Origin of the sequence: Pelagimonas sp. KU-00592-HH, from assembly GCF_040369695.1 — a bacterium.
GTDB lineage: Bacteria > Pseudomonadota > Alphaproteobacteria > Rhodobacterales > Rhodobacteraceae > Shimia.
Genome location: NZ_BAABWM010000004.1, coordinates 220,527 through 244,218, shown reverse-complemented (window position 1 = coordinate 244,218; position 23,692 = coordinate 220,527). Strand labels below are relative to the sequence as shown.

At 57.3% G+C, this 23,692-nt stretch carries 22 protein-coding genes; 7 read left to right on the top strand and 15 right to left on the bottom strand.

What is annotated here, in order from left to right:
- Window positions 1-6 precede the first annotated feature (6 nt).
- The 3 genes from mnmE to ABWV42_RS16455 all read right to left on the bottom strand — a co-directional run bounded on the left by mnmE (window position 7) and on the right by ABWV42_RS16455 (window position 3,160).
- Window positions 7-1,305 carry a tRNA uridine-5-carboxymethylaminomethyl(34) synthesis GTPase MnmE gene (gene mnmE, locus ABWV42_RS16465; RefSeq protein WP_353341138.1) on the bottom strand — a complete coding sequence of 433 codons (1,299 nt, stop codon included), beginning with the start codon at window positions 1,303-1,305 and terminating at the stop codon, window positions 7-9.
- A 10-nt stretch (window positions 1,306-1,315) separates the two neighbouring features.
- On the bottom strand, window positions 1,316-2,587 hold the full coding sequence (gene rho, locus ABWV42_RS16460; protein ID WP_353341137.1) for a transcription termination factor Rho: 1,272 nt from the start codon (window positions 2,585-2,587) through the stop codon (window positions 1,316-1,318).
- A gap of 123 nt (window positions 2,588-2,710) precedes the next feature.
- On the bottom strand, window positions 2,711-3,160 hold the full coding sequence (locus tag ABWV42_RS16455) for a CopD family protein (RefSeq protein ID WP_353341136.1): 450 nt from the start codon (window positions 3,158-3,160) through the stop codon (window positions 2,711-2,713).
- A 409-nt stretch (window positions 3,161-3,569) separates the two neighbouring features.
- On the opposite strand from ABWV42_RS16455, the gene ABWV42_RS16450 reads away from it, so the two are divergent.
- From ABWV42_RS16450 to dnaQ, 4 genes are read left to right on the top strand one after another with little or no spacing between them, the layout of a single operon-like run.
- Window positions 3,570-4,169 carry a Maf family protein gene (locus ABWV42_RS16450; RefSeq protein WP_353341135.1) on the top strand — a complete coding sequence of 200 codons (600 nt, stop codon included), beginning with the start codon at window positions 3,570-3,572 and terminating at the stop codon, window positions 4,167-4,169.
- On the top strand, window positions 4,166-4,999 hold the full coding sequence (locus tag ABWV42_RS16445) for a shikimate dehydrogenase (protein WP_255107197.1): 834 nt from the start codon (window positions 4,166-4,168) through the stop codon (window positions 4,997-4,999). The genes ABWV42_RS16450 and ABWV42_RS16445 overlap by 4 nt, the downstream gene beginning before the upstream one ends.
- Window positions 4,996-5,589 carry a dephospho-CoA kinase gene (coaE, locus tag ABWV42_RS16440; protein WP_353341134.1) on the top strand — a complete coding sequence of 198 codons (594 nt, stop codon included), beginning with the start codon at window positions 4,996-4,998 and terminating at the stop codon, window positions 5,587-5,589. Before ABWV42_RS16445 ends, coaE begins: the two co-directional genes overlap by 4 nt.
- On the top strand, window positions 5,582-6,313 hold the full coding sequence (gene dnaQ / locus ABWV42_RS16435; RefSeq protein ID WP_353341133.1) for a DNA polymerase III subunit epsilon: 732 nt from the start codon (window positions 5,582-5,584) through the stop codon (window positions 6,311-6,313). The genes coaE and dnaQ overlap by 8 nt, the downstream gene beginning before the upstream one ends.
- A gap of 28 nt (window positions 6,314-6,341) precedes the next feature.
- Here dnaQ and secB read toward each other — a convergent pair whose 3' ends face one another.
- Window positions 6,342-6,836 carry a protein-export chaperone SecB gene (gene secB, locus ABWV42_RS16430; RefSeq protein WP_255107200.1) on the bottom strand — a complete coding sequence of 165 codons (495 nt, stop codon included), beginning with the start codon at window positions 6,834-6,836 and terminating at the stop codon, window positions 6,342-6,344.
- Between the two features lie 58 nt (window positions 6,837-6,894).
- Window positions 6,895-7,383 carry an FxsA family protein gene (locus tag ABWV42_RS16425; RefSeq protein ID WP_353341132.1) on the bottom strand — a complete coding sequence of 163 codons (489 nt, stop codon included), beginning with the start codon at window positions 7,381-7,383 and terminating at the stop codon, window positions 6,895-6,897.
- A gap of 104 nt (window positions 7,384-7,487) precedes the next feature.
- Between ABWV42_RS16425 and ABWV42_RS16420 the strand changes: the two genes are divergently transcribed.
- Genes ABWV42_RS16420 through ABWV42_RS16410 form a run of 3 tightly spaced genes read left to right on the top strand, consistent with a single transcriptional unit; the run spans window position 7,488 to window position 9,753 of the window.
- The gene (locus tag ABWV42_RS16420; RefSeq protein ID WP_353341131.1) at window positions 7,488-8,144 is read left to right on the top strand and encodes a Tim44/TimA family putative adaptor protein; all 657 of its coding nucleotides are present in this window, start codon (window positions 7,488-7,490) and stop codon (window positions 8,142-8,144) included.
- The gene (gene mltA / locus ABWV42_RS16415; protein WP_353341130.1) at window positions 8,141-9,178 is read left to right on the top strand and encodes a murein transglycosylase A; all 1,038 of its coding nucleotides are present in this window, start codon (window positions 8,141-8,143) and stop codon (window positions 9,176-9,178) included. The genes ABWV42_RS16420 and mltA overlap by 4 nt, the downstream gene beginning before the upstream one ends.
- Window positions 9,175-9,753, top strand: coding sequence for a Smr/MutS family protein (locus tag ABWV42_RS16410; protein ID WP_255107204.1), 579 nt, complete (start codon window positions 9,175-9,177; stop codon window positions 9,751-9,753). The genes mltA and ABWV42_RS16410 overlap by 4 nt, the downstream gene beginning before the upstream one ends.
- A 3-nt stretch (window positions 9,754-9,756) precedes the next feature.
- Here ABWV42_RS16410 and hslU read toward each other — a convergent pair whose 3' ends face one another.
- From hslU to regB, 10 genes are all read right to left on the bottom strand, one after another.
- Window positions 9,757-11,067 (bottom strand): ATP-dependent protease ATPase subunit HslU, encoded by a 1,311-nt coding sequence (gene hslU, locus ABWV42_RS16405; RefSeq protein WP_353341129.1) that lies wholly within the window; start codon window positions 11,065-11,067, stop codon window positions 9,757-9,759.
- A complete protein-coding gene (hslV, locus tag ABWV42_RS16400; protein ID WP_255107206.1) occupies window positions 11,064-11,621 on the bottom strand; it encodes an ATP-dependent protease subunit HslV in 558 nt (185 codons plus the stop codon). Before hslV ends, hslU begins: the two co-directional genes overlap by 4 nt.
- A gap of 124 nt (window positions 11,622-11,745) precedes the next feature.
- A complete protein-coding gene (gene trxA / locus ABWV42_RS16395) occupies window positions 11,746-12,066 on the bottom strand; it encodes a thioredoxin (RefSeq protein ID WP_255107207.1) in 321 nt (106 codons plus the stop codon).
- A 38-nt stretch (window positions 12,067-12,104) separates the two neighbouring features.
- Window positions 12,105-15,503, bottom strand: a complete 3,399-nt coding sequence (addA, locus tag ABWV42_RS16390; protein WP_353341128.1) for a double-strand break repair helicase AddA — start codon at window positions 15,501-15,503, stop codon at window positions 12,105-12,107.
- Entirely contained in the window at window positions 15,500-18,433 is a 2,934-nt protein-coding gene (addB, locus tag ABWV42_RS16385; protein ID WP_353341127.1) for a double-strand break repair protein AddB, read from the bottom strand. Before addB ends, addA begins: the two co-directional genes overlap by 4 nt.
- Complete coding sequence (locus ABWV42_RS16380) at window positions 18,426-19,118, bottom strand: nucleotidyltransferase family protein (protein WP_353341126.1); 693 nt, start codon at window positions 19,116-19,118, stop codon at window positions 18,426-18,428. Before ABWV42_RS16380 ends, addB begins: the two co-directional genes overlap by 8 nt.
- Window positions 19,094-20,113, bottom strand: a complete 1,020-nt coding sequence (locus tag ABWV42_RS16375) for an aminoglycoside phosphotransferase family protein (protein ID WP_353341125.1) — start codon at window positions 20,111-20,113, stop codon at window positions 19,094-19,096. Before ABWV42_RS16375 ends, ABWV42_RS16380 begins: the two co-directional genes overlap by 25 nt.
- Window positions 20,106-20,582: a tRNA (adenosine(37)-N6)-threonylcarbamoyltransferase complex ATPase subunit type 1 TsaE gene (gene tsaE / locus ABWV42_RS16370; RefSeq protein ID WP_353341124.1), complete on the bottom strand. Its 477-nt coding sequence runs from the start codon at window positions 20,580-20,582 to the stop codon at window positions 20,106-20,108. The genes ABWV42_RS16375 and tsaE overlap by 8 nt, the downstream gene beginning before the upstream one ends.
- 45 nt (window positions 20,583-20,627) lie before the next feature.
- Entirely contained in the window at window positions 20,628-22,148 is a 1,521-nt protein-coding gene (locus ABWV42_RS16365) for a PAS-domain containing protein (protein WP_353341123.1), read from the bottom strand.
- A gap of 68 nt (window positions 22,149-22,216) precedes the next feature.
- Window positions 22,217-23,623 carry a sensor histidine kinase RegB gene (gene regB, locus ABWV42_RS16360; RefSeq protein WP_353341122.1) on the bottom strand — a complete coding sequence of 469 codons (1,407 nt, stop codon included), beginning with the start codon at window positions 23,621-23,623 and terminating at the stop codon, window positions 22,217-22,219.
- Between the last annotated feature and the right edge of the window lie 69 nt (window positions 23,624-23,692).

Here is a 23,692-nt window from a genome sequence, read left to right as displayed (position 1 = left end):
CACTCCTTACTTTCCGATGCAGAAGCTCGAGAAGATTTCATCCAAGAGGTTCTCGACATCTACGCGACCCACAATCGAATCCAAAGCACGAATCGCACTGCGCAGTTCTTCGGCCGCGATCTCATAGTGATCCGGCCCCAGAGCAAGCACCGCGTGCGCAGCCGCGAGGTTATCGTTTGAGCGCGTCATAGCAACGCGATGGCGTTCGCGCGTAGCAATACCAGAGCGCGCCGCCTGTTCGGACAGAGCCTCGGTGATTGCTGTCACGAGCTCGGATACCCCCTGCCCCGTCTTTCCGGAGACGGCGTTGTCAGACTGCTCCAAGGTATCGGCCTTGGCCGCGCGGACAATGTCTCCTTCAAGCGGCTGGAAATCGGGGTGATCCCCCTGATCCACAAGAAAGACGCGAAGATCGGCAGCCTCGGCGCGCTGACGGGCGCGTTCGATTCCAATGCCTTCGACGTAGTCTTCGGTTTCCCGAAGGCCGGCGGTATCGAGAAGGGTGACAGGAAGGCCATTCAGTTCCATCCGCACCTCGATCACATCGCGGGTTGTCCCGGCGAACTCAGAGGTGATGGCCGCCTCACGGCCTGCAAGAGCGTTCAGAAGCGTCGATTTGCCAACGTTTGGTGCGCCCAGAATGGCAACCTCGAACCCCGTCCTGATGCGCTCTGCCGTCTCGACACCGGAAATTTCCTTGGCCAAGTCGGTGCGTACCTCCGAAAGCAAGCCCTGCACCTCTGGCGTCACGTCGACCGGAACCTCTTCATCGGCAAAATCGATGGTTGCCTCAAGCAATGCCGCGGCACGGATGAGTTTTTCGCGCCAGCCGCCAGCAAGATCCCCCAAGTCGCCTGACAGAACGCGCAGGGCCTGACGCCTCTGGGCTTCGGTCTCTGCTTCGATCAGATCGGCGAGACCTTCGACCTGGGCAAGGTCGAGACAGCCGTTCTCAAGCGCGCGACGGGTGAACTCTCCCGCCTCTGCCAGACGTAGGCCTTCAACATCCGAAAGCTCGCGCAGCACGGCGTTCACCACGGCCACAGAGCCATGCAGGTGCAACTCCAGCACCTCTTCGCCGGTAAAGCTGTTCTTTTCGGGGAAATAAATCACCAGCGCCTGATCGAGGCGGCGGCCTTCCTTGTCCTTCAGGAGCTTGAGCGAGGCGTGACGCGGTTCAGGAAGGCCAATGCCAAGAGCCTCCCCTGCCCTGGAAATCAAGGGGCCAGACACACGAACGACAGCGACCCCCGCTTTACCGGGGGCCGTTGCCAGAGCGAAAATCGTATCAGGCACATAGGCCATCGCGAAACCCTTAGGTGTTCATCGAGTCAAAGAACTCAGAGTTGGTCTTGGTCTGCTTGAGCTTGGACAGCAGGAATTCGATCGCGTCCGTGGTGCCCATCGGGTTAAGGATGCGGCGCAGGACAAAGGTCTTGGCCAGATCGCCCTTGTCGACCAGCAGGTCTTCTTTACGGGTGCCCGACTTGAGAATGTCGATGGCCGGGAAGACGCGTTTGTCGGCAATCTTGCGATCCAGTACGACTTCGGAGTTGCCGGTGCCTTTGAATTCTTCAAAGATCACCTCGTCCATACGCGAGCCGGTGTCGATGAGGGCGGTCGAGATGATGGTCAGCGAGCCACCCTCTTCGATGTTCCGCGCAGCACCGAAGAAGCGCTTGGGACGTTGCAGGGCGTTGGCATCCACACCACCGGTCAAAACCTTACCAGAAGACGGCACAACGGTGTTGAAGGCGCGACCCAGGCGGGTGATCGAGTCAAGCAGGATGACCACGTCACGCTTGTGTTCAACCAGGCGCTTGGCCTTCTCGATGACCATCTCGGAAACGGCGACGTGGCGGGCAGCCGGTTCGTCAAAGGTCGAGGAGATGACCTCGCCTTTCACCGAGCGCTGCATGTCGGTAACTTCTTCCGGACGTTCGTCGATCAGCAGAACGATCAGATAGCACTCGGGGTGGTTGGCCTCGATGCTGTGCGCGATGTTCTGAAGGATAACGGTTTTACCGGTCCGCGGCGGCGCAACGATCAGCGAACGCTGGCCCTTACCAATCGGCGCCACGAGATCGATCACGCGGGCCGATTTGTCCTTGATGGTCGGATCTTCGATTTCCATCTTCAAACGCTCATCCGGATAGAGCGGTGTGAGGTTGTCGAAGGCGATCTTGTGTTTCGCTTTCTCTGGCTCTTCGAAGTTGATCTTCGTGACGCTCATGAGAGCGAAGTAACGTTCGTTTTCTTCCGGCGCTTTCATCACGCCTTCGACCGTATCCCCGGTGCGCAGCGAGAACTGACGGATCATATCTGGCGAAACATAGATGTCATCCGGACCGGGAAGATAGTTGGCCTCAGGCGAACGGAGGAAGCCAAAGCCGTCCTGAAGCACCTCGAGCACACCCTCGCCGATGATTTCCCATCCTTCATCCGCGCGTTCGCGGAGAATCTGGAACATCATTTCGCCTTTACGCATTGTCGAGGCGTTTTCGATCTCGAGCTCTTCAGCCATTGCCAAGAGATCCTTGGGGCTTTTCGCCTTGAGATCTGCCAATGCGAGTTTTTCAATTGTCATGGGAAACATCCTACGCACGACCAAATCGGGCCGTGGATTGCATCAGTCATTCGGAAGACACTTGGCCCGGACGGGCCAGTTGCCGAATTACATAAGGAAACTTGGGAGGGGAGTCAAACCGCGTCAGAATTTAACGACGACAGAAAGAACGATCACGATCATTAACAAAGTCGGGACTTCGTTCATCATTCGATAAGATCGGCCTTGCAGGGTGTTTTCACCACGACCGAATTGTTTCCGCTTTATCATCAGCCAGTGATCGAACACCGTCATGGCAATAACCGCAGCACCCTTGGTGTATGGCCAGATGGCAGACCAGTCCACGACACCGGGTGTGAAGACCAAAGTCAGCCCAGCCAGCCACGTGGCGATAGAGGCAGGGGCCATGATGTATCTCTGGAGCTTGTATTCCATGATACGGAGCGTCTCGTCGAGCTGATCTCCGACTGTCGCTTTCTCAGCATGATACACGAACAGTCGAGGTAGATAGAACAGCCCGGCCATCCAGGACAGAACGGCCATGATATGGAACGACAAGACGTACGGGTAAATATCGACGAGAAAGTAGGTCATCGGGTTTTCCAGACTGAACTAATCCCTCTCTAAATAAATAAATAAAAAGATAAAAGGATGATGATTAAGTAGGCTGCTCCAATCCTGTGGATTATGCGTTTTTCACAAGGTTTTTCCACATTGGAATGAATTGCCCGAAGAATCTTAACGAAATTCATTTTTCGATTTTTAGTTAAATTATTTCAGATACTTAACCTATATCATTCGGGCAGTGCAGAATGTGGAAAACTGTGTGAGCGAATCTGTATCCACGACTTTCTTCACAGGCTGGAAGTTTTACAAATTCACCGTGGGGAAAAACTGGGGAACTCGCTGAGATGGGCTGGGTTTTCCCAAGCTTGCATTGCTTTGGGGAATTTCCGAAAAACTGCCCTAGCTTCGTCAACGAGAAACCCACGGATTTATCCACATGTCACAACACATCATCCTCGCGTCTGGTTCCGAGATCCGGGCAACGCTGTTGCGAAACGCCGGCATCGCCTTTGATGTCGAGGTTGCGAAAGTGGACGAAGAAATGTTGCGCATGGGCCTTGAGGCCGAACAGGCGCCGCCACGTGACATTGCCGACGCATTGGCCGAAGCAAAAGCGGCCAAGGTGGCGAGAAAGAACCCCGATGCGCTGGTTATTGGGTGTGACCAGGTGCTTGATTTCGAAGGTCAGGTGTTTTCGAAACCCAAGAACGTGGAAGACGCGCGAGATCAGTTAAAAGCGTTGCGCGGTAAACGGCATACCTTGTTGTCTGCCGTGGTGATTTTTCATGAGAGGGAACCTGTCTGGCGACATATCGGCATGGTGCGCCTGCAGATGCGGGACTTTTCCGATGCCTATCTGGAAGAGTACCTTGAGCGAAACTGGGAGAGCATTCGCTGGAGTGTTGGAGGCTACAAGCTTGAAGAAGAAGGTGTGAGATTGTTCCATCGCGTTGACGGTGACTATTTCAATGTTCTCGGGATGCCGCTAATCGAAGTATTGAACTATCTCATGGTTCGAGGAGATTTGATGTCATGAGCCTGCCAAAGATCCCACTTGCCGGGGTGATCGGCCACCCGATCGCGCATTCAAGATCGCCCTTGCTGCATGGCCACTGGCTTCGGACCTATGGAATCCAGGGTCACTATATTCCGATGGATGTGGCTCAGGGCGATTTGCAAGCCGTTCTGGAAGCAATGCCAAAGATGGGTTTTGTCGGCGCGAACGTCACCATCCCGCACAAAGAGGCGGTGATGGAACTTGTTGATCACGTGACGGACCGCGCGTCGTTGATCGGGGCGGTGAACACGCTGATTTTCCGCGAAGACGGCAAGACGATTGGTGATAACACGGATGGGTACGGTTTTATCGAAAACCTGCGTCAGGGCGCGCCGGATTGGAAGCCGGATGCGGGGCCAGCCGTTGTTCTTGGCGCTGGCGGCGCGGCGCGGGCTGTTGTCGCTTCTTTGCTGGATGCGGGTGTTCCAGAGATTTTGATCACCAACCGGACTCGTGTGCGTGCCGATCAGCTGCGTGCGGACTTTGGTGCGCGGCTTTCTGTGGTGGAATGGGTGCAAGCGGGCAATATTCTTGAGGACGGGGCAACTGTCGTGAACACGACATCCCTTGGCATGGCTGGTAAACCCGAGCTTCGGGTTCCATTGGATGGCTTGCGAAAAGATGCCGTTGTGACCGATCTTGTCTACAACCCTCTCAAAACGCATCTACTTGAAATCGCTGAAGAAAAAGGCTGCACCACCGTCGATGGGCTTGGCATGTTGCTTCATCAGGCCGTTCCTGGCTTTGAACGCTGGTTCGGACGCAGGCCGGTTGTGGACGACGCAACCCGAGAGGCGGCGCTGGCATGACGTTTCGCGTTGGATTGACCGGCTCTATCGGCATGGGAAAGTCGACGACGGCAAGGCTTTTCGCCGATGCCGGATGTGCGGTTTGGGATGCGGATGCCGCAGTTCATCGCATGTATTCCAAAGGTGGGGCTGCGGTGGCCCCGATTGAGGCCGTTTTGCCGGACGCAGTGAAAGATGGTGCGGTTTCGCGTGAACGGTTGAAAGAGCTGATCGGCAAAGACGCCTCGGTTCTGAAGACGCTGGAAGAGATCGTGCATCCTCTGGTCGCCAAGGATCGTGCGGAATTTGCCGAAGTCGCCACGTCGGATATTCTGGTATTCGATATTCCGTTGCTGTTCGAAACCGGGGGAAACCTGACGATGGATGCTGTCGTATGTGTCTCTGTTTCACCTGAAATCCAGCAAGAAAGGGTTCTGGCGCGTGGTACGATGACGGAAGATCAGTTTCATCAGATCCGCGAAAAGCAGATGCCCAATGATGAGAAATGCGCGCGATCGGATTTCGTGGTGATCACGGATACTTTGGATCATGCGCGTGAACAGGTGGCGCGGATCATCGAGGCCATCAGGGAGAGAATGACCTATGCGTGAGATCGTGCTTGATACCGAAACCACAGGTCTTGATCCCAATACCGGCGACAGGATTGTCGAAATCGGTGGTGTGGAGCTGTTCAACCACATGCCGACGGGCAACACCTATCACCAGTACATCAATCCCGAACGCTCGATGCCGATGGAGGCGTTTCAGGTTCACGGAATTGGCCCCGATCTTCTTGAGCCGCCGCAAACCGATAATCCAGCCGCGATCACGTTGCGTGATAAGCCGGTTTTCAAAGAGATTGGCCAGGCGTTTCTGGATTTCGTGGGGGATGCCAAGCTTGTCATCCACAACGCGTCATTCGACATGAAATTCCTGAATGCCGAATTGAAGTGGATGGGGTTGCCCCAGATACCCTGGGAACAGGCGCTGGATACACTGGCAATCGCGCGGAGAAAGTTTCCGGGTTCGCCAGCGTCTCTGGATGCCCTGTGTCGTCGGTTTGGCATCGACAATGCCAACCGGACCTTGCACGGCGCGTTGCTCGACTCGGAAATCCTTGCGGATGTTTATCTTGAGCTGATTGGCGGGCGTCAGCCGGATTTTGCGCTGTCTGCCGTTGCGACGAAAAAGACGGAAACGGTTCAGGATACCAGTTGGCAGCCAAAACCACGCCCTAGCCCCCTGCCCTCGCGGTTGACCGAAGACGAAAAGAAGGCCCACGAAGACTTCGTTACCAAAATGGGCGACGATGCCTTGTGGGCCAAACTTGGGTAACAGCCCCGCAATGCGGGACCATTGAAACTTATTGAACTGCGGCCTGGGCCTGTGCTTCTGCCTGACGACGCGCCAGTTCCTGGCGGTACAGCTGCATGAAGTCGATGTTTTCGAGGTTCAGCGGCGGGAAACCACCGTCGCGGGTGACGTCGGAAACGATGCGGCGCAGGAACGGGAACAGCAGACGCGGGCATTCGATCAGCAGGAACGGATGCAGTTGGTCTTCCGGAACGCCTTCGATGTGGAAGATGCCGGCATATTCCAGTTCGAAGATGAACATCTCGTCACCGGTTTCTTTGGTCTTGGCGGTGATGTTCAGCTTGGTCACAACTTCGAACTGGTGTTCGACTTCGCGCTTCTGGGCGTCAAGGTTGACCTGAACCTGAACGTCGGGCTGTGCTTCACCGCTGATGCGTTTCTGGGCGAGGATGTTCTCGAAGGACATGTCCTTGATGAACTGCGCCAGAACATTCATGCGAACCTGGGGTGCCGCCTGTGCCGCGCCGTTGTCGTTTTCCGACATGGTTTTCTCCTGAATAAATCAAATCTCTGGTCTGCTTTATCAGGAAGAAAACCGCGCCTCAATGCTTAGTCCAGCCTGAGGGTTGATGCGTCGGTCGTTTCGTTGGGTCGACTTCGGTAAAGTCGCCATCGATCACGTCATCCTGGGCAGGGTGGGATTGCTGTTGCGCGCTGTGCATGGATCCCATCGCGAAGCTTTGAACCTTCACGCGCGCCTTGATGTAGTTGAACACGGCCACGCGCACGGCCGGGACAAGTAGGGCAAAACCAACCGCATCGGTGAAAAAGCCCGGCGTCAGAAGAAGTGCGCCGGAGAACAGGATCATGGCGCCGTGTGCCAGGGGTTCGGTGGGATCATTGAGGTTTTCGAAAGACCGTTTCAGGTTGCCGAGGGCCAAAGCGCCCTGATTGCGCACCAGAAACGTGCCGAGCATCGCCGTGACAACAACAACTGCAAGGGTTGGCAATAGGCCGATCGCCCCACCGACTTGGATGAAAAGCGCAATTTCGATCAGGGGAACACCGACAAAGGCCAGGAACAGCCACATATTCTTCAATCTCCAAGTTTGTCACCGAGCCAGTGGACTTGATCTGGCCTGTGACTTACATAAGTGCGGTATACGCCTGTTTCCATGCCCTGTTCGAGGTACTCATGAATTCACCCATTCTTCAGCTGCTTGTGTTGGCTGGTATTGCCGTCTTTCTCATCCTCCGTCTGCGGAGCGTTTTGGGAACGCGAGATGGGTTTGAGCCACCGCGCCAGCAACAGGTTCAAACTGAGCGTCGTGGTCCGGAACTTGAGGTTATCCAGGGCGGTCCAGATCCGGACATCGTGGATCACGTTGCCGAAGATTCGGATGAGTACGCAGCGCTTGCCGCAATGAAGCAGATCGAGCCGAGTTTTGGCGTGAGCGATTTCCTTCAGGGTGCGCGTGGCGCTTATGAAATGATCCTGATGGGTTTCGAGAAGGGCGATCTGGGTTCGATCAAGCCGTTCCTGTCGGATGAGGTTTATGATGCCTTTGCCCATGTCGTCGAGGTGCGCGAGAAACAAGGCCTCACGGTCGAGAGCGAATTTGTCGGTGTGCGCGAAATGGCGTTGCACAATGCGACATTCGACACGGATAGCCGCGAAGCCGAGATCACCGTTCGGTTTATCGGTGAATTGACCCATGTTGTGCGAGATCGTGCGGGTGACATCATCGAGGGTGACGAACGCCAGGTCAAAAAGCAAAGGGACATCTGGACTTTTGCACGGGCCATGGGGTCGGATGATCCCAACTGGCAACTTGTCGCAACGGGCGAATGATTTCCTGGTTTCGGGCGGCTGTTCTGGCAGGACTGGCGATGGTCGGGTCTGAGGCAGCATCCGAAACCACGATCAAGATTCTGGATTTCAAAGATCTGGATGGATGGGCCGAGGATGATCATGCCGCGGCCCTTTCCACGTTTCAGAACACCTGCATGGATTTCGATGCCCCGGATTGGCAGGCGCTGTGCAAGGCGGCGGGTGAAATTTCAGATGCGCGCAGTTTCTTTGAGCTGCTGTTCCGACCGGTTCTGGTCGAAGACGGCAAGGATGCGCTGTTCACGGGGTATTTCGAACCTGAGCTGGATGGGTCTTTGGTTCCGACCGAACGCTATCGGTACCCCTTGTATCGGCAACCTCCGGAAGCGCGCCGCAAAACCAGCTGGCTTACCCGCCGTGAGATCGAAACCAGCGGCGCCATGGTGGGGCGTGGACTGGAGATTGCATGGGTTGATGATCCGGTAGAGCTTTTCTTCCTGCAAATTCAGGGATCTGGCCGCATTCATCTGCCTGATGGAAGCTATCTTCGGGTTGGCTACGGTGGATCAAACGGTCGGCCTTATCGCTCAATCGGTGTCGAGCTTGTGCGGCGCGGTGTTTATTCAGCCCATCAGGTCAGTGCGCAGGTGATCAAGAATTGGGTGCGCCGCAATCCGGTGGATGGTGCAGAACTGCTGCGCCACAACGATTCCTATGTTTTCTTCCGCAAGGTTACACGCGTGCCTGCGGATCAAGGGCCGCTTGGGGCCATGAACCGTTCGATCACCACCATGAGAACGGTTGCCGTTGATCCAAGGTTCACACCGCTCGGAGCCCCTGTCTGGGTTGAAAAAGAAGGTGAAACGCCTTTGCGGCGGCTTATGATTGCGCAGGATACGGGATCGGCGATCAAGGGCGCGCAGCGCGCGGATATTTTCTTTGGCACCGGGGATGATGCCGGCCGTGCGGCAGGACGTTTGAAAGATGGTGGACGAATGATCATTCTTCTGCCAATTCAGCGGGCCTATGCCATGTTGCCCGAGGCCGTGTTGTGAGTAGAAGACGTCTGACCCCTGAAGAAGTAGATCTTTGGCGCAAGGTGGCGGACTCTGCGCATCGGATGCACCCGGAACGCTCTCGGCACGAAGAGCCAAAGCCGAAACCCAAGCCGATCAAACCGGTTCGGCCGCGTGTGCCAGAGTTCGAAGTTGGCTCTCGGGCGCAGACCGCCCTGCCCCGCAATGATCTGTTGCCCGGTATTTCCGAACGCGTGGCGCGACAGCCGTTGCATATGGATAAGAAGGTCTATGGCAAGATGAAGCGCGGGAAGATGTTGCCAGAAGGCAAAATCGACCTGCACGGCATGACCCAGGAACAAGCGCATCCGGCGCTGACTGGATTTATCATGCGGTCATTTTCCGAGGGAAAGCGGCTTGTGCTGGTGGTGACGGGGAAAGGCAAATCCAAGCCGGATGACGGGCCAATCCCGGTGCGACGCGGTATTTTGAAACATCATGTGCCGCAATGGCTGGCGATGCCGCCGCTCGGTGCGATGGTGCTTCAGGTTGCCGAAGCCCATGTGCGTCATGGTGGCGCCGGAGCCTACTACGTGTATCTCCGACGCCACTGAGGTTTACAGGACGTAGCGGCTTACGTCTGCGGACTTGGTCAGTTCACCAAGGTTTTGTTCAACAAATGCTGCGTCGATGGTGATCTCGTCTCCGGAGCGATCGGGTGCCGTGAAGCTTAGCTCTTCAAAGACACGTTCCATCACCGTGTAGAGACGCCGTGCACCAATGTTTTCAATGGTTTGGTTCACGTCTGCCGCGATTTTCGCCAGTGCCGCGATGCCTTCGTCCGTGAAAGTGACCACCACCTCTTCGGTGTTCATCAGAGCGGTGTACTGACGGGTCAGGGCATTGTCAGTTTCCGTCAAGATGCGCACGAAATCATCTTCGGTCAGGGCACGCAGTTCCACGCGGATCGGAAGGCGGCCCTGAAGTTCGGGCAGCAGATCCGAGGGTTTCGCGATGTGGAACGCCCCGGACGCGATGAACAGGATGTGGTCGGTTTTGACCGGACCATGCTTGGTGCTGACGGTTGTGCCTTCGATCAATGGCAACAGATCGCGCTGCACCCCTTCCCGGCTTACATCTCCGCCCCGAGCTTCGGAACGAGCGCAGACCTTGTCGATCTCATCAAGGAAGACGATGCCGTTCTGTTCAACCGCTTCCAGCGCAGCCTTGGTGACGGATTCGTCGTCCAATAGTTTGTCTGCCTCTTCGGAGATCAGGATTTCATAGCTTTCAGCAACCGTCATGCGACGCTTCACAGTGCGACCGCCAAAGGCTTTGCCGAACAGATCACCGATGTTCATCATACCCATCTGGCTTCCGGGTTGGCCGGGGATGTCGAACATGCCACCCATTGGGTTCGTGGAATCAGCCACTTCCAGCTCGATCATCGTGTCATCGAGTTCGCCTGACTTCAGCTTTTTGCGGAACATTTCGCGGGTGGCATCGCGGGCGTCCTCGCCGGCGATTGCCTCGATCACGCGGTCCTCTGCGCCGCGATGAGCGTTGGCCTTGACGTCTTCACGCATGTGTTCGCGAGTCATGGCAATTGCGCTGTCGACCAGATCGCGCACGATCTGTTCAACATCGCGGCCCACGTATCCCACCTCGGTGAATTTCGTGGCTTCGACCTTGATGAAAGGCGCGCGGGCAAGTTTTGCCAGCCGGCGGCTGATTTCGGTTTTGCCGACGCCGGTGGGGCCGATCATCAGGATGTTTTTCGGGTACACTTCTTCCCGCAGATCATCGGAAAGCTGCTTACGGCGCCAACGATTGCGCAGCGCCACGGCAACGGCGCGTTTTGCATCGTTTTGCCCGATGATAAAGCGGTCGAGTTCGGAAACGATTTCGCGCGGGGTCAGATCGGTCATTTGGTGATTTTCTCTACGGTCAGGTTGCCATTGGTGTAGACGCAGATGTCTGCCGCGATGGCCATCGCGCCGCGGGCCACCTCTTCGGCGGATTTGTCGCTGTCCATCATGCCGCGTGCGGCTGCGAGAGCAAAGTTGCCGCCCGATCCGATGGCCGTGACGTCGTGTTCGGGCTCAAGAACGTCCCCTGCCCCGGTGATGACGAAAATGTCGGCACCGTCCGAGACGATCAGCATGGCCTCGAGCTTTTGCAGGTACTTGTCGGTGCGCCAATCCTTGGCAAGTTCTACAGAGGCACGGGCCAATTGGCCGGGGGTGGCTTCGAGTTTGGTTTCCAGACGCTCAAGCAAAGTGAAGGCATCTGCTGTCGAACCGGCGAAACCAGCAACAACGTCGTATCCACCGGGCGACAGGCGGCGCACCTTGCGGGCGGTGCCCTTGATGACAGTCTGGCCAAGGGAAACCTGGCCGTCGCCAGCAATCACCACTTCGCCGTCTTTCTTGACGCCGATGATCGTTGTTCCGTGCCAACCGGGGAATTGGTCTTGCGACATACATTTCTCCTTTTGTTGAAGACCTATATGAGGCCCGCGCGCAAACCGCACAAGGGCAGCCCTTGCCGCAGAACGAAAAAGGGCGCCCCGATTGGAGCGCCCCTTGACCAAATTGATCGTAAGATCAGATGGCTTCTTCGATCCAGCTTTGCAGCGCGGCTTTCGGAGCAGCGCCGGCGCGGTTCGAAACAACCTGACCGTCTTTGAAGATGAACAGCGCCGGGATGCCGCGAACACCCATCGCCGCAGCGGCGTTCGGGTTCGAGTCAACATCGACCTTGGCGATCTTTACCTTGCCTTCGTACTCGGACGACAGCTCTTCGAGAGCCGGGCCGATTTGTTTACAGGGGCCACACCACTCGGCCCAAAAATCCACCACTACGGGGATGTCCGAGTTCTTGACTTCGGCGTCAAAGGTGGCGTCGGTGACAGCGACGGTTGCCATGTGATTTCTCCTGAATGGATAGCAGCGTTTGGCAGAACCTAGGTAGAGCCTTGGCTGGCGTCAAGGTATCCAGTGGTCACAAGCGCCTGTGTCACAAGATCGTGGGGCAAGAACATCAGTTCTGCATGACGCGTCCAGAGGATCGCGGTTTCGATCTTACGATCAGGATAAATCTGGGACAGCGCGTGGGTATAGGCGCCCATCTGGCGCAAAATACCCTCGGGCGTGGCCTCTGGCGAAGGCGGCACCGTCGCGTTTGTTTTGAAATCAACGGCTAGGATGCGATCCGGTTCAATGATCAGCCTGTCGATTATGCCGTGCAGACGATGGTCTCCGATCTTCGCAGTAAGCGGGACTTCGGCAAGTGCTTGCGGTGTAAAGACATGCGCCATTGACGGGGTGTCGAGAACGGTCGTGGCCTCTGCCAGCAAGGGGGCAATGTCATCGGCGAGTGGCGGGAGATCGGACGCCAGAAGGATGTTTGTGCCAACTGTGGGCCATTGGTCCCTTGGATAGTCAGGCAGATGTTCCAGCAGAAGGTGGATATGGGTTCCCCGCGCCATTGCCGCCTCTTCATCCAATCCGGCATCTCCGGCAAGGGCCTTGGCACCGCCGAGATCAGAGGGGCTCAGGGATTTCTGTGGCTTCTCGGGTTGTCTGGCCGGCGTTTTGAAGAGGGCAGGCAATTCCGGAAGCACGTCCTGCGCCACTTCTTCAACGTCGGTGACCTGACCGGACCAATCACCGTGCGAATATCGAAGGCCTTCGCCAAAGGGGAACTGCATCGTTTGTGCCCCAACCGACCCCAACCCACGGCGGATGACGTCGTACCAGGCTTCTCCATCTTTCCCGAGATCACCGGCCGCGGCGACGATCAGCCATTTCTCGGCACGTGTCATCGCCACGTACAAAAGGCGCTTTCGCTCGGCCTTGAGGGTTTGGGCTGTTGTCTCGCGTGCATCGCTCACGAATTGTGGCGATGAGGCAGAAGGTGTTGCCCAAAGCGCGGAGTCTCCGGCCTCGATAATCTGGCTATCGTTGCGGATCTGTCGCTTGCCGGTGTCGGGCAGGATGACAATGGGCGCTTCCAAACCTTTGGAGCCGTGCACCGTCATGACCCGAATACGATTTCCGGCGCTGTCCATCTGGCGTTTGATTTCAAGCTCGTCGGTTTCCATCCAGACAAGGAAACCTGTCAAACTGGGCACGGCGCTGCGTTCGTAGGCCAGAGCCTGGGACAACAGGGCGTTGATTCCGTCTTCGGCCTCGGTTCCAAGGCGCGCGAGCAGATTGTTGCGGCCAAGATGGCGGGTCAGGATGCGTTCGATCAGATCATAGGGCCGCAGGAAATCGGTTTGATCCATCAGATCGCGTAAAATGGCGAGCGTTTCGGGAAACTCATCCTTGCGGTTGCGCAGGGCATTCCAGAGAACCGAGTTGGGTTTTCTGCGATGGGCGAGGTCAAACAACTGCTGTTCCGTCCAGCCCAACAAGGGCGATCGCAGGGCCGTGGCCAATGAGAGATCATCCTCGGGGGTTTCGAGGAAGGACAGCAATGCCCCGAGATCGCGAACCGCAAGTTCGGCACCCACCTTGAGGCGGTCGGCTCCGGCAATCGGGAGGTTGCGGGACTTACAGGCGCGAATGATCTCGTGGAACAGATCAGAGCGGCGCTGGACCAAGATCAGGAAATCTCCGGGTTGAACCGGACGCTGATCGTAAAGGTCATTTTCGCCTTTTTTGCCAGGAATAGTCTCTTTTTCATGGATCATCCGCGCGATTTCATCGGCAACACGATTGGCCAGAAAGACGGTGTGGTGCGTCTCGCTTTTCCGGTCGACCGGGATGTACCATTCATGCTTTTTCGCCTTTGGAGCAGGATCGACTATGGGCCACAGATCGACGCGACCGGGAAGATCGGCATTGAAGGCGCGGTGCTTCATGTCTTGCGGGAAACCGGCGCGCAGCTGTTCGTCAAAGCAGTGATCGACAAGGTTCAGGATCGCAGCAGAGGAGCGGAAGGAATACTCGAGCTCAAGCGATTGCAGGGGTTTGCCCGTTGCCGCGAGGCGCGTGGCGAAATCCTCTTTCATCCGATCGAATTCGGCGGGATCAGCCCCCTGGAAGCTGTAGATTGACTGTTTTTTGTCACCCACAACGAAAATCGTGCGCTCGATATCGCTTCGGGCGCCGGTTCCGCTGGTGAATTCCTGCGCGAGACGTTCAATCACCTGCCATTGAACCGGGCTGGTGTCCTGGGCCTCGTCGACGAGAATGTGATCAATGCCGCCATCAAGGCGATACAGCACCCATTCTGCCACGGCCCGGTCATTCAGCAGGGCACGCGCGCGTAGGATGAGGTCATCAAAATCGAGCCAGCCGCGCAGCTGTTTCTGGCGCTCGTATTCCGAAAGGAAGGCGTGACCAAAGGCCGACAGCACAGCGGCACGCTCGGCCGCAGAGAGGGCAAGGCGCGATTGTCTGGCATCTTCGAGGCGCAGCATCAGGGCATCAATTTTGGCCACGAGATCGGGGTGATCTTTTTGCAGGGCCTTGGTCGGAACAGAGCCTATCTTTGCCGAAAAGGGTGCTTTTGCGGATGCGCCCGTCAAAAAAATGCCTTCGAGACTTCCGAGATCCTCGTATGTGGGCGCGCCGATTTTCGACAGCTTCTCGGCGTTGGTGTTGTCGGTCTTGCCACCGGTGCGGAGAACCTCGATGAAAGACTGAAGCAGCTCGCCCTCGCCGCCCAGAAACACTTTGGCAGCGATGTCTTCCCGGCTGAGCGATTTACTCTGGTCCATCAGGTCGAGGAAAAAGCCCGTGTTCTGACGCGTTTCAAACCTGTCGCGGTGCCGAACGATTTCATCGGTTAAGCTTTCCAGCGTTTCGCCCGTGAAATGCCGCGCGAGGTTCTGTACCAAATCGGCCTGCGCGCCCTCTGCCATATCGGCCACGATGTCTTCACGAAGGAGGGCCGCGGCGCGATCTTCCATTTCGGCAAACAGCGGAGAAACCCCGGCCTCAAGCGGGAATCGGCGCAGCAGGGAGGAACAGAAAGAGTGGATCGTCTGGATTTTCAAACCACCCGGCGTTTCGATTGCACGCGCGAAAAGGGTACGAGCATCACGCAGAAGCGTGCCATCCAGAGGGATTTCCACGCCCAGTTCATCAAGCTGTTTGCGCAGTTCCGCATCATCCAGCATCGCCCATTCGCCAAGACGTTTGAACAGCCTGTTCTGCATCTCGCTTGCGGCGGCCTTTGTGTAGGTCAGACAGAGAATGTGCTGGGGCAGAACACCAGAAAGCAGCAGGCGGGCAACGCGATCTGTCAGAACGCGGGTTTTGCCCGAGCCGGCATTGGCGGAAAGCCAGGTCGATTCATTGGGGCGTGCGGCCTGAACCTGCCGCTCGGTGGCGTCGTCACGTTGGATCATTTCACATCCTCCGGCATCGGATCGTCGGTGATGTCCCATTCGCCAAATCGGGCAAGCTGATCGAAGTCTCCGACATCCCGATCGCTGTGTATGGCGCGGCGCGAGGTAAACCCGTTGTCTGCATCGGCATAGTGGCCGATCAGCTGAATAAACTCGTCCCAAACCTGCGCTGCTGGCGTTTTTTCGAGGGGGGCAGGTTCATCCTTTGGTGTACTGCCCAGGCCCAGATAAATCGCAGCGGCCACATCTGTCGGATCAATATCGTCAAAGCCCCCCTGCTCGGCCATCGCGGCCTCGAGGAGAAGCTGTTTGTCAAAATAGAGTTGTTCATCCTGCGATGGTGGACGGCCGGTCTTGTAATCATAAAGGATCAGCTGGCCATCGTTTGTAGCATCAACCCGATCCGCCTTGGCGGTCAGGGTGAAATCAAGCGCGTCGATGCGAGATTTGGCCTGACGTTCGTGTGCAATCGGGGCCGCCGTTTCGCGACGGCGCTGTTCGCCTTGCACAAAATGTCCGGCAACCCGCTCGATACGGGCCTGCCATAGGGCACGCGCGGCGGGCCATGGAACGTTTTCGGCAAGCACGTCGTGCGCGATCTCGGTCAGGCGGGCTTCGGTCAGGTTCTCAGGTGTTTCGGAGACTTCTTTGACAAAAGTTTCCAGAACTTCGTGAACCACGATGCCTCGCAAAAGAGCATCCGGCGTTTTCATCAGGCTGTTGAGGGGGCGCAGGCGCAGGACATGTTTGGCGTAGATCGCATAGGGGTCGCGGATCAGGCGTTTGATCTCTGTCACCGAAAGCTGTTTCGGTCGCGACACTTCTGGCGGTCGCGGCGATGGGCGCTTGGCCGGTTCGACAGGGTTGATGTCTTCCAGAGCAGCCACCAGTTTCAACCAGTTGCTTCCGCGCTGACGCATTCCTTGCAGGGCCGTATCTCCCCCCTGCCCCGGCAATCCGCTCATCAGGTTTGTCAGACGGTTGATCCAGCGGGACGGCACGGTTTCGGCTTCGTCCGAGCGGATGGAGCGGGTGAGCCAGACCTCGGGCGCGCCAATGGCCTGTTGGAAATCATGCGCCGAGAGGCCGATTCGACGTTCGGGAAGCAAAAGACCCGCATCATGGCGCATTTTACGGTTCAACCAGGGATCGGGCGAAGGCGCTTCGGGCCAGCTGCCCTCGTTCAAACCGCCAAGGATCACGAGATCGGCGCCCTGAACACGGGCCTCGAGCGTGCCCCATATGAGGATGTTGGGATGGCCTTCGTCGCGGTCGCGCACCTCTCCGTTGGCGATGACCGCGCCGAACAGATCGCTGTAGTCGGAAACGGAAATAGGGCCGGCGTATTGGGCGTTTTCCCTGAGCTGCGCCACGAGCTTGGCCGCTTCGCGCCCTGCCGCTTTCTCCCAGAGTTCACCACTGCCTTCAGGCACCTGCCCTCGCGCAATCCGCTCGGCGAGCGATATGTGGCCCTCAAGGCGAACCGCGAAATCACACTCGCCCGGCATCTCCTGATCACAGAACACACTGACGAGCCAAGCTGCCCATGTCTGATCTTCGGGATCGCGGGCGGCGGCCCAGGCTTGGAGGATATCGGGTTGCGGGTAGGTCAGGCCCTTCCTGCGAACATAAAGTTCGAGTTCCCGGGTCCGCAGCAAGTGGTCACCGCGACCTTCCGCGCTGTGTGTCAGGGGGTGTTTGAGAAGCGTCAAAAGCATTTCCGAAGTGAGTTTCTGCTGAAACAGTCTCGAAACATGGCGCAGGAAACGGCCCGGCGGGCTTAGTTGCAAGGGTTGGCCGGCACTGTCATCCGGCGTGATGTCCCAACGGTCCAGCGCGGCCGTCACTTGCCGTGTGAGCATACGGTCAGGGGTGATGAGCGCGGCGGTTTGCCCGTCTTCTGCCGCCTGGCGCAGGCGCATCGCGATGGCTATTGCCTCTTCTCGCATGGAGGAGGCTTCCAGCAAGGTGACATCTGAAACCGCGTCTTCAATGCCGGTCAGGTTTGGCCCTTCGGCAAGCCATTGATCCGTGACGGGCGCGGGGCGCAAGGCAAGCGAAACAAGCCGGTTGCGGGTTTCGCTGGGCACATCGAGACCGTGCCAGGGCACAACGTCGTTTGGTTGCATCCCGAGGATGTCCATCAGGCGCCGGAACCTGAACTGGGGGTGATCTTCACTGCTCAGGGCATCGCCCAGGGCATCCCAGACGTGATCGGGTGTTTCGAAATCAAAGCCCGGCAGAACGATGGCCCCCTGGGGAAGGCGGGCGATGGCCTGCATCAAGAGCATCATCGTACCACGCGATCCGGTGGACCCCGCGAGAATGACTGGGTGTTGCGGCGGGTTGAGGGCCCATTCTTCGGTCAGGCGTTCGATCACCAGACGCTGGCGGGTTTCCGCGTCGGGTGTGTCGTCAACGGATTCAAGGAAATCGCGCGCAATGCCAAAAAAGGTTTTCGCTCGCTCCCAATGGCCGGATTGATCGGACACATCCAGCGCCTCGATGGTGTCGGGGGTGACCCCCTCGCCGCTCATCTCTGACATCAGGGCGGCAAGGCTGTCGGCGAGATCATAGAGCGACGCGCGCGCCGCCAGATCGGGTTGCGCGTCGAGAAGCTGGGAAATCAGCCGGATCAGTTCGAATCGCTTGCGAAGCGGCGGGACCGGCGGAGGGATGTCGTGGGCGTGGGTCGCCCGCCCGAAATCCGACAAAAGCCGAATGCGTGGCAAGAGTGTAGGCGGCCCTTGATCGAAAATCTCGCGAATGCGCCGTTCCATCCGACGCGTGTTCACGATCAGCTCGACGCGCGCGAACTCTTCGGGCGGCCTGTCTGAAAACCGTGCGCGTAAGCCCTCGGCAAGGTTCTTGGGGAAATCCGCGCCGACAGGAATGCCAAAGACGCGCGGTTTGTCCGAGGGCTCAAACATCGGTTTGCTCCAATAGCGCCTCGGCAAGATCAATGCCTTCGGGCGATCCGACATCACACCATTTTCCGGGATAGGACAGGCCGAACAGGCGGCCCTCCTCGAACATCTGGTTCCAGAGAATGTTGAGCGAAAACGCCTTTTCGGCCACGCCGTGCAACTTTTCGGTCTTCATGATCTGAATGCCGCCGTAAACGTGGCCCGGTCCTCGGCTGAGCCGGCCTGTTTTGTCGATAACAAAGTCACCCTGCCCTTTGTGGCCCACAGTTGCGTGCTGGGGAACGCAAAGCAGAAGAGCGTCCATCTCTTCAGGGCGCCAAGCCTGTTTCAAAAGTTCAAACGGGTTTGGGCCTTTCCAGATCGCATCGGTATTGGCCGTGAAAACCGGACCCTCCCCCAACAAAGGCAGTGCGGCACGCAGGCCGCCTCCCGTTTCGAGGATTTCGGGCGCTTCAACGGTTGTTGTGACCTCTGTTTCCGCGAGGTGGTCTTCCAGCTGTTCCGGCAGATAATGCAGGTTCGCAACGACACGGCCGGGTGCGATCGCGCGGGCGAGATCAAGAGTGTGATCAATCAGCGCCCTGCCCCCGACCTTGACCAGCGGCTTGGGCTGAGACTTGGTGAGATGCCGCATTCGGGTGCCAAATCCGGCGGCGAACAGCATTACAGCGTCGGGATCGTGGCGCATTTTTCTTTCAGCATTTGAAGGTGGCCCGGGTGAGGCTCGGGGAGATCCTTGAGGAGCAATTCACGGGTTTCCGAGAGAGCAGGATGTGTCAAATCACGTAGCAAATAAGACCAGACCCGCGGGATCAGATCGATGTAGTGGGGCTTGCCAAAGTGCATGGAGAGGCGTGCGAAAACACCGATGATGCGCAGGTTTCTCTGGGCGCCGAGGACGTGATACGCGGTTTTGAAATCCTGTTCTTCCATGCCGGTGGCGTCTAGGTAACGAGAGATCATCCGCGTTTCGATTTGCACCGGAACATCGCGCCGCGCGTCCTGAAGGAGCGAAACGAGATCATAGGCGCTGTGCCCCACAAGGGCGTCTTGGAAATCCAGCAGGCCAACGCGGGCCGAGGCAGAGCGATCCGGGAGCCACAGCAGATTTTCGGCGTGATAATCGCGCTGGATCAGGACCTCGGCTTCGTGTGCGTGGGTTTCCAGAACTGACTGGAAATGGGTCTGAAAATGCGCGGCCTTGTCTTCGTAGGGCATATCCAGACCGCGCAGATACCAGCGGTAGGCAAGCGCGGCCATTTCGGCCATGAGTTCGGGGGTATAGGTCTTCAGGTCTGTGGGTGCGGCGTGTTTGTGCAGATCGACAAGAACGTCGGTTGCGGCCTCATACAGCGGGGTTTCCAGGTCTGGCGAGCGCTCCATGACGCGTGCGAACAGGTCATCGCCCAAATCTTCGAGCAGAAGGAAGCCATTGGTGGGATCAGAAGCCAAGACCCTGGGTGCAGACAGGCCCAGATCACAGAGGTAGGTGTCGATCTTTACGAAGGGGCGCACATCTTCGCCCTTCTCTGGGGGCGCATCCATCAAGACGGCCGTTTCGCCATTCATTTCAAGGCGCAGGTAACGGCGGTTGGAGGCGTCTCCGGCCAGTGGGCCTACCTTGGCCGCTCTCCAATCGGTTGTCGCAATGAATTTGTCGATCAGGGTGTCGCGATCAGACATCAAGAATTTCCTTAAGGCGTTGGGGCCAGAGTGCGGATTCAGCCGCGAGTTCAAGGGTGCGTTCACCCTCGGTCGCCGTCATAGCAAACCGCATCGAAAGGGCGTTTTCGGGGGCAAGTTCGGCAAGGCGGTCAGGCCACTCCACGAGGCAAATCGCATCGGTAAAGGCATCGGTCAGTCCCAGTTCGACAACTTCGTCTGGCGAGGTGAGGCGGTAGAGGTCCGCGTGCCAGATCTCGCAGCTTGTGCCGTCGTAGATCTGGACGAGCGTGAATGTGGGAGAGGGCACATCCTCTGGTTCCGAAAGCAGGGATTGGATCAGGCTTCGTGCAAAATGGGTTTTTCCGGCACCAATATCGCCCTCTAGCAGAAGGACATCACCAGGGGTCAGGAGCCGGCCGATTTCAACGCCAAGAGCAGCGGTTTGATCAGGAGAGCCAAGGGAGATCGAGTGGGAAAATGCAACCATGATCGCAGATTACACGGGGGCACGACGCCCGCAAGCAGCTTGGTTTCAGACTGTTCGGGTTTTTGATCTCGTGACGTCTGTTTCCCCGGAGTCCAGCGGTGAAAAAGAGATGACTTTGAAGCCCGCGCTTAGCGGGGAAAGTTGAAAGCTGAAGGACTGGCCGGACTTCATTTCAAATCTGCCAAAGAAAGGTTTGTCCGGGTCGAGCGTTTCGATGTGATCCTGCACCTTTGTCCAGAAATCTGTCTCGGCGCTGGCTCGCCTCCATTGGGACAAGGCATCCCCAATCGTATAGTTCGCCAGCGTGGTGTCCGGGTCCGTAGACCACAGGGTGCGATAGGCCCGGTTGCTATTGCTGATAGTTCCGTTGGGCGACATGACCGCAATCGCGTTGGGCAATGCGTCAATGATTGATTGCCCAAGTTCAATGTCAGCCCGAAACCGCCGTGTTAGCGAAATTTCTGCACTGATATCCTCGAAGAGCAAAGCAATGGCCCCGTCAGGGTGAGGCCGGCCATTGACCTTGTAGGTCAGTCCGCTGGGCAGTGACCATGTTTCGCTGTAGCGATCATCGGCTGCCGCCACCACGAGTTCGGCGATCCTTTCGCGCCACGAGGAATAGTTCTTTGGCTCCGGCATCATTCGGTTTTCGCGAAGACGATCAAAGAATGCCTGCATGTTGGGCCTAGACGAAAGAAAGTCTGCGGGGAGCGACGTGAGATCAATGAGCGCCGGATTGAAGAGGGAAAGCTGGCGATTTCGATCGAATATCGCCAGGCCAATGGAGAGTTGCGCAAAGGTTTTGGTGAGAGTTTGAACAAACTTCCGTTGCGCGATTTCCGCGTTCACGATCGTATTCGCATCCGACGCATAGTGGATAAACGACCCTTCGGCTTCTACGCTGGTCACGTCGAACCAAAGGACAACATCCTCGTTCGGGTTCCTGACGGCCGTTCGGCGTGGGGTGTCGGATTGCACCGGTGTTTCGAACAATCTGGGAAGGGGTGACATTTTTTCGGCAGGCAGAACCGTTTTGGCCAAAGCGAGGTATGCTGCATTTGCCCAGAGCAGTTTGCCCGAAGCGTCGGTCTGCCAGATAGGATAGGGCGTATTTGTCATTGCGACTTCGGCGAAACCGGGAGCTGAGTTCTGGTTTGCGTATGTGCGTGTCTGAATGCGAATGCGGGCGAGATCATCCCATTGATCCAGAATGGCAAAAGTTGGGTCCTGTGGGTTCAGTGCGGCAAAACACTCTGTTGATCGGCAGTCTCGAGTGCCTTGTTCGGTTGGAAAATTTGGAAAGCGTTCTTGCAGGATGGAAGCAGCCGAAGCCCAATCGATTCCTTGCGGGGTTTCATTCTTCAACCAAGCGAGGCCGGCTGGATTCGCGTCAACCATTGCCCCGGATTGGAACAGGAGCATTCCTTGTGGGCGGGCGGGATCGGGCACAGGAAATCTGGGTGAGCCAGCCCGTGTCGCAAAGTTGATCAGTGCGAAAGCCAGCATCGCCAAGGCAAATCCAAGCGGAATTGCGATGAGCCATTGAGAACCCAGTACTTCGGTCATTGCGCCCCACCCACAAAGTCTGGGCAATGTTGGGCGCAAATTGGTTAACGAGGGCTTAAACGCAGATTTTATGCAGTGATTTTCGGATTTTCGCCGAGGGCCGATGTTGTGCGGGACGCCTCTGCATCGATGAGTTCGCGTGGCCAGATGACCTCGACGATGGCGCCGGTTGGGCTGGCGGTGTCGCGTGAGGGGAGATAGCCGTCGGACCCATTGGCAAAGCTAAGCTCGGCCCCGCTGCGTTCCAGCAGGGTTTTGGCGATGAAAAGACCAAGCCCCATGCCCTCGTAACCGGGGCGCTGTTTTCTTTCCCGGTCGCTTCGGCGCTTGCGGACGAAAGGATCGCCGATCCGGCCGATGAGGTGCGAAGGATATCCCTTGCCGTCGTCCATGATACGCAGGGTGATCGTTTCATCCGTCCAGGACGATTCCACCCAGACATTCGCCCGGGCAAACTGAACCGCGTTTTGAATCAGGTTGCGCAGGCCGTGAATGATTTCCGGACGTCGCAGAATGCTGGGGGGTTGGTCGTCGGGGTTCTGGGATTTTGCCCGCTCGAAGTGAATGTCGATTCCGCTTTCCATATGCGGTTCGGCGGCGTCTTCGATCACCGTAGTCAGCGGAGCCTGGCGCACGTGTAGATCATCTTTGCCGGCGCGGCCCATGGAATGAAGGATTTCGCGGCATCTGTTCGCCTGATCGCGGATGAGTTCGGCATCTTCGTAGAGATGCGGCTTGTCCTCGATTTCATCCAGCTCGTCCATCAATTCGGAACTGGTGAGTTTGATGGTGGCAAGCGGGGTGCCAAGTTCATGCGCGGCCGCGGCAACCACGCCACCGAGGTCAGTCAGTTTCTGTTCACGGGCGAGGGCCATCTGGGTTGCGGCGAGGGCCTGGGACATCGAGGCCATTTCGGTAACAACGCGCCTTGAGTAGACAGCGGAAAAGAGGATGGCGATCACGATGGCGACCCAGCTGCCGTAGACAAAGACATCGGGCATTCGGAGAATGAAGCGCTGTTCTGTGCGCAGGGGCATGTGGAACCAGAGCATCAGGGTCACGAGAACAATGGCGATTGTGGCCATGATAATCGTGGATCGGACTGACAGAACCGATGCGGAAATAGTGATCGGGCCAAGCACGAGAATGGAGAACGGATTGTGCAGGCCGCCCGTCAGAAACAGCAGGAAACACAACTGCAACAGATCGAACAGGATCATGAACGAGTTCTCGGTCTCGGAGAGCAGCTTGTTCTCCGGGAAAACGAACATCGCGATCAGGTTGCCGATAACAGAGATGCCAATCGCCAGAAAACAAAGGCCATACTCAAGTTCGAGGGCGAACATGCGCTGGGCGATGATCAGGGCAATCAACTGACCGCAGACGGCAATCCAGCGCACCATGATGATTGTGCGCAGACGAATCCAGTTGCTGCGGCCACTGCCGGAGATCAATTCTGCGGAAAAATCCGTCATCTGTGTGCCTTTGTCACTTGTTCCTGCCGGATCAATTGTTAGGTGTCGCTTGAGCATCATTCAACCAAT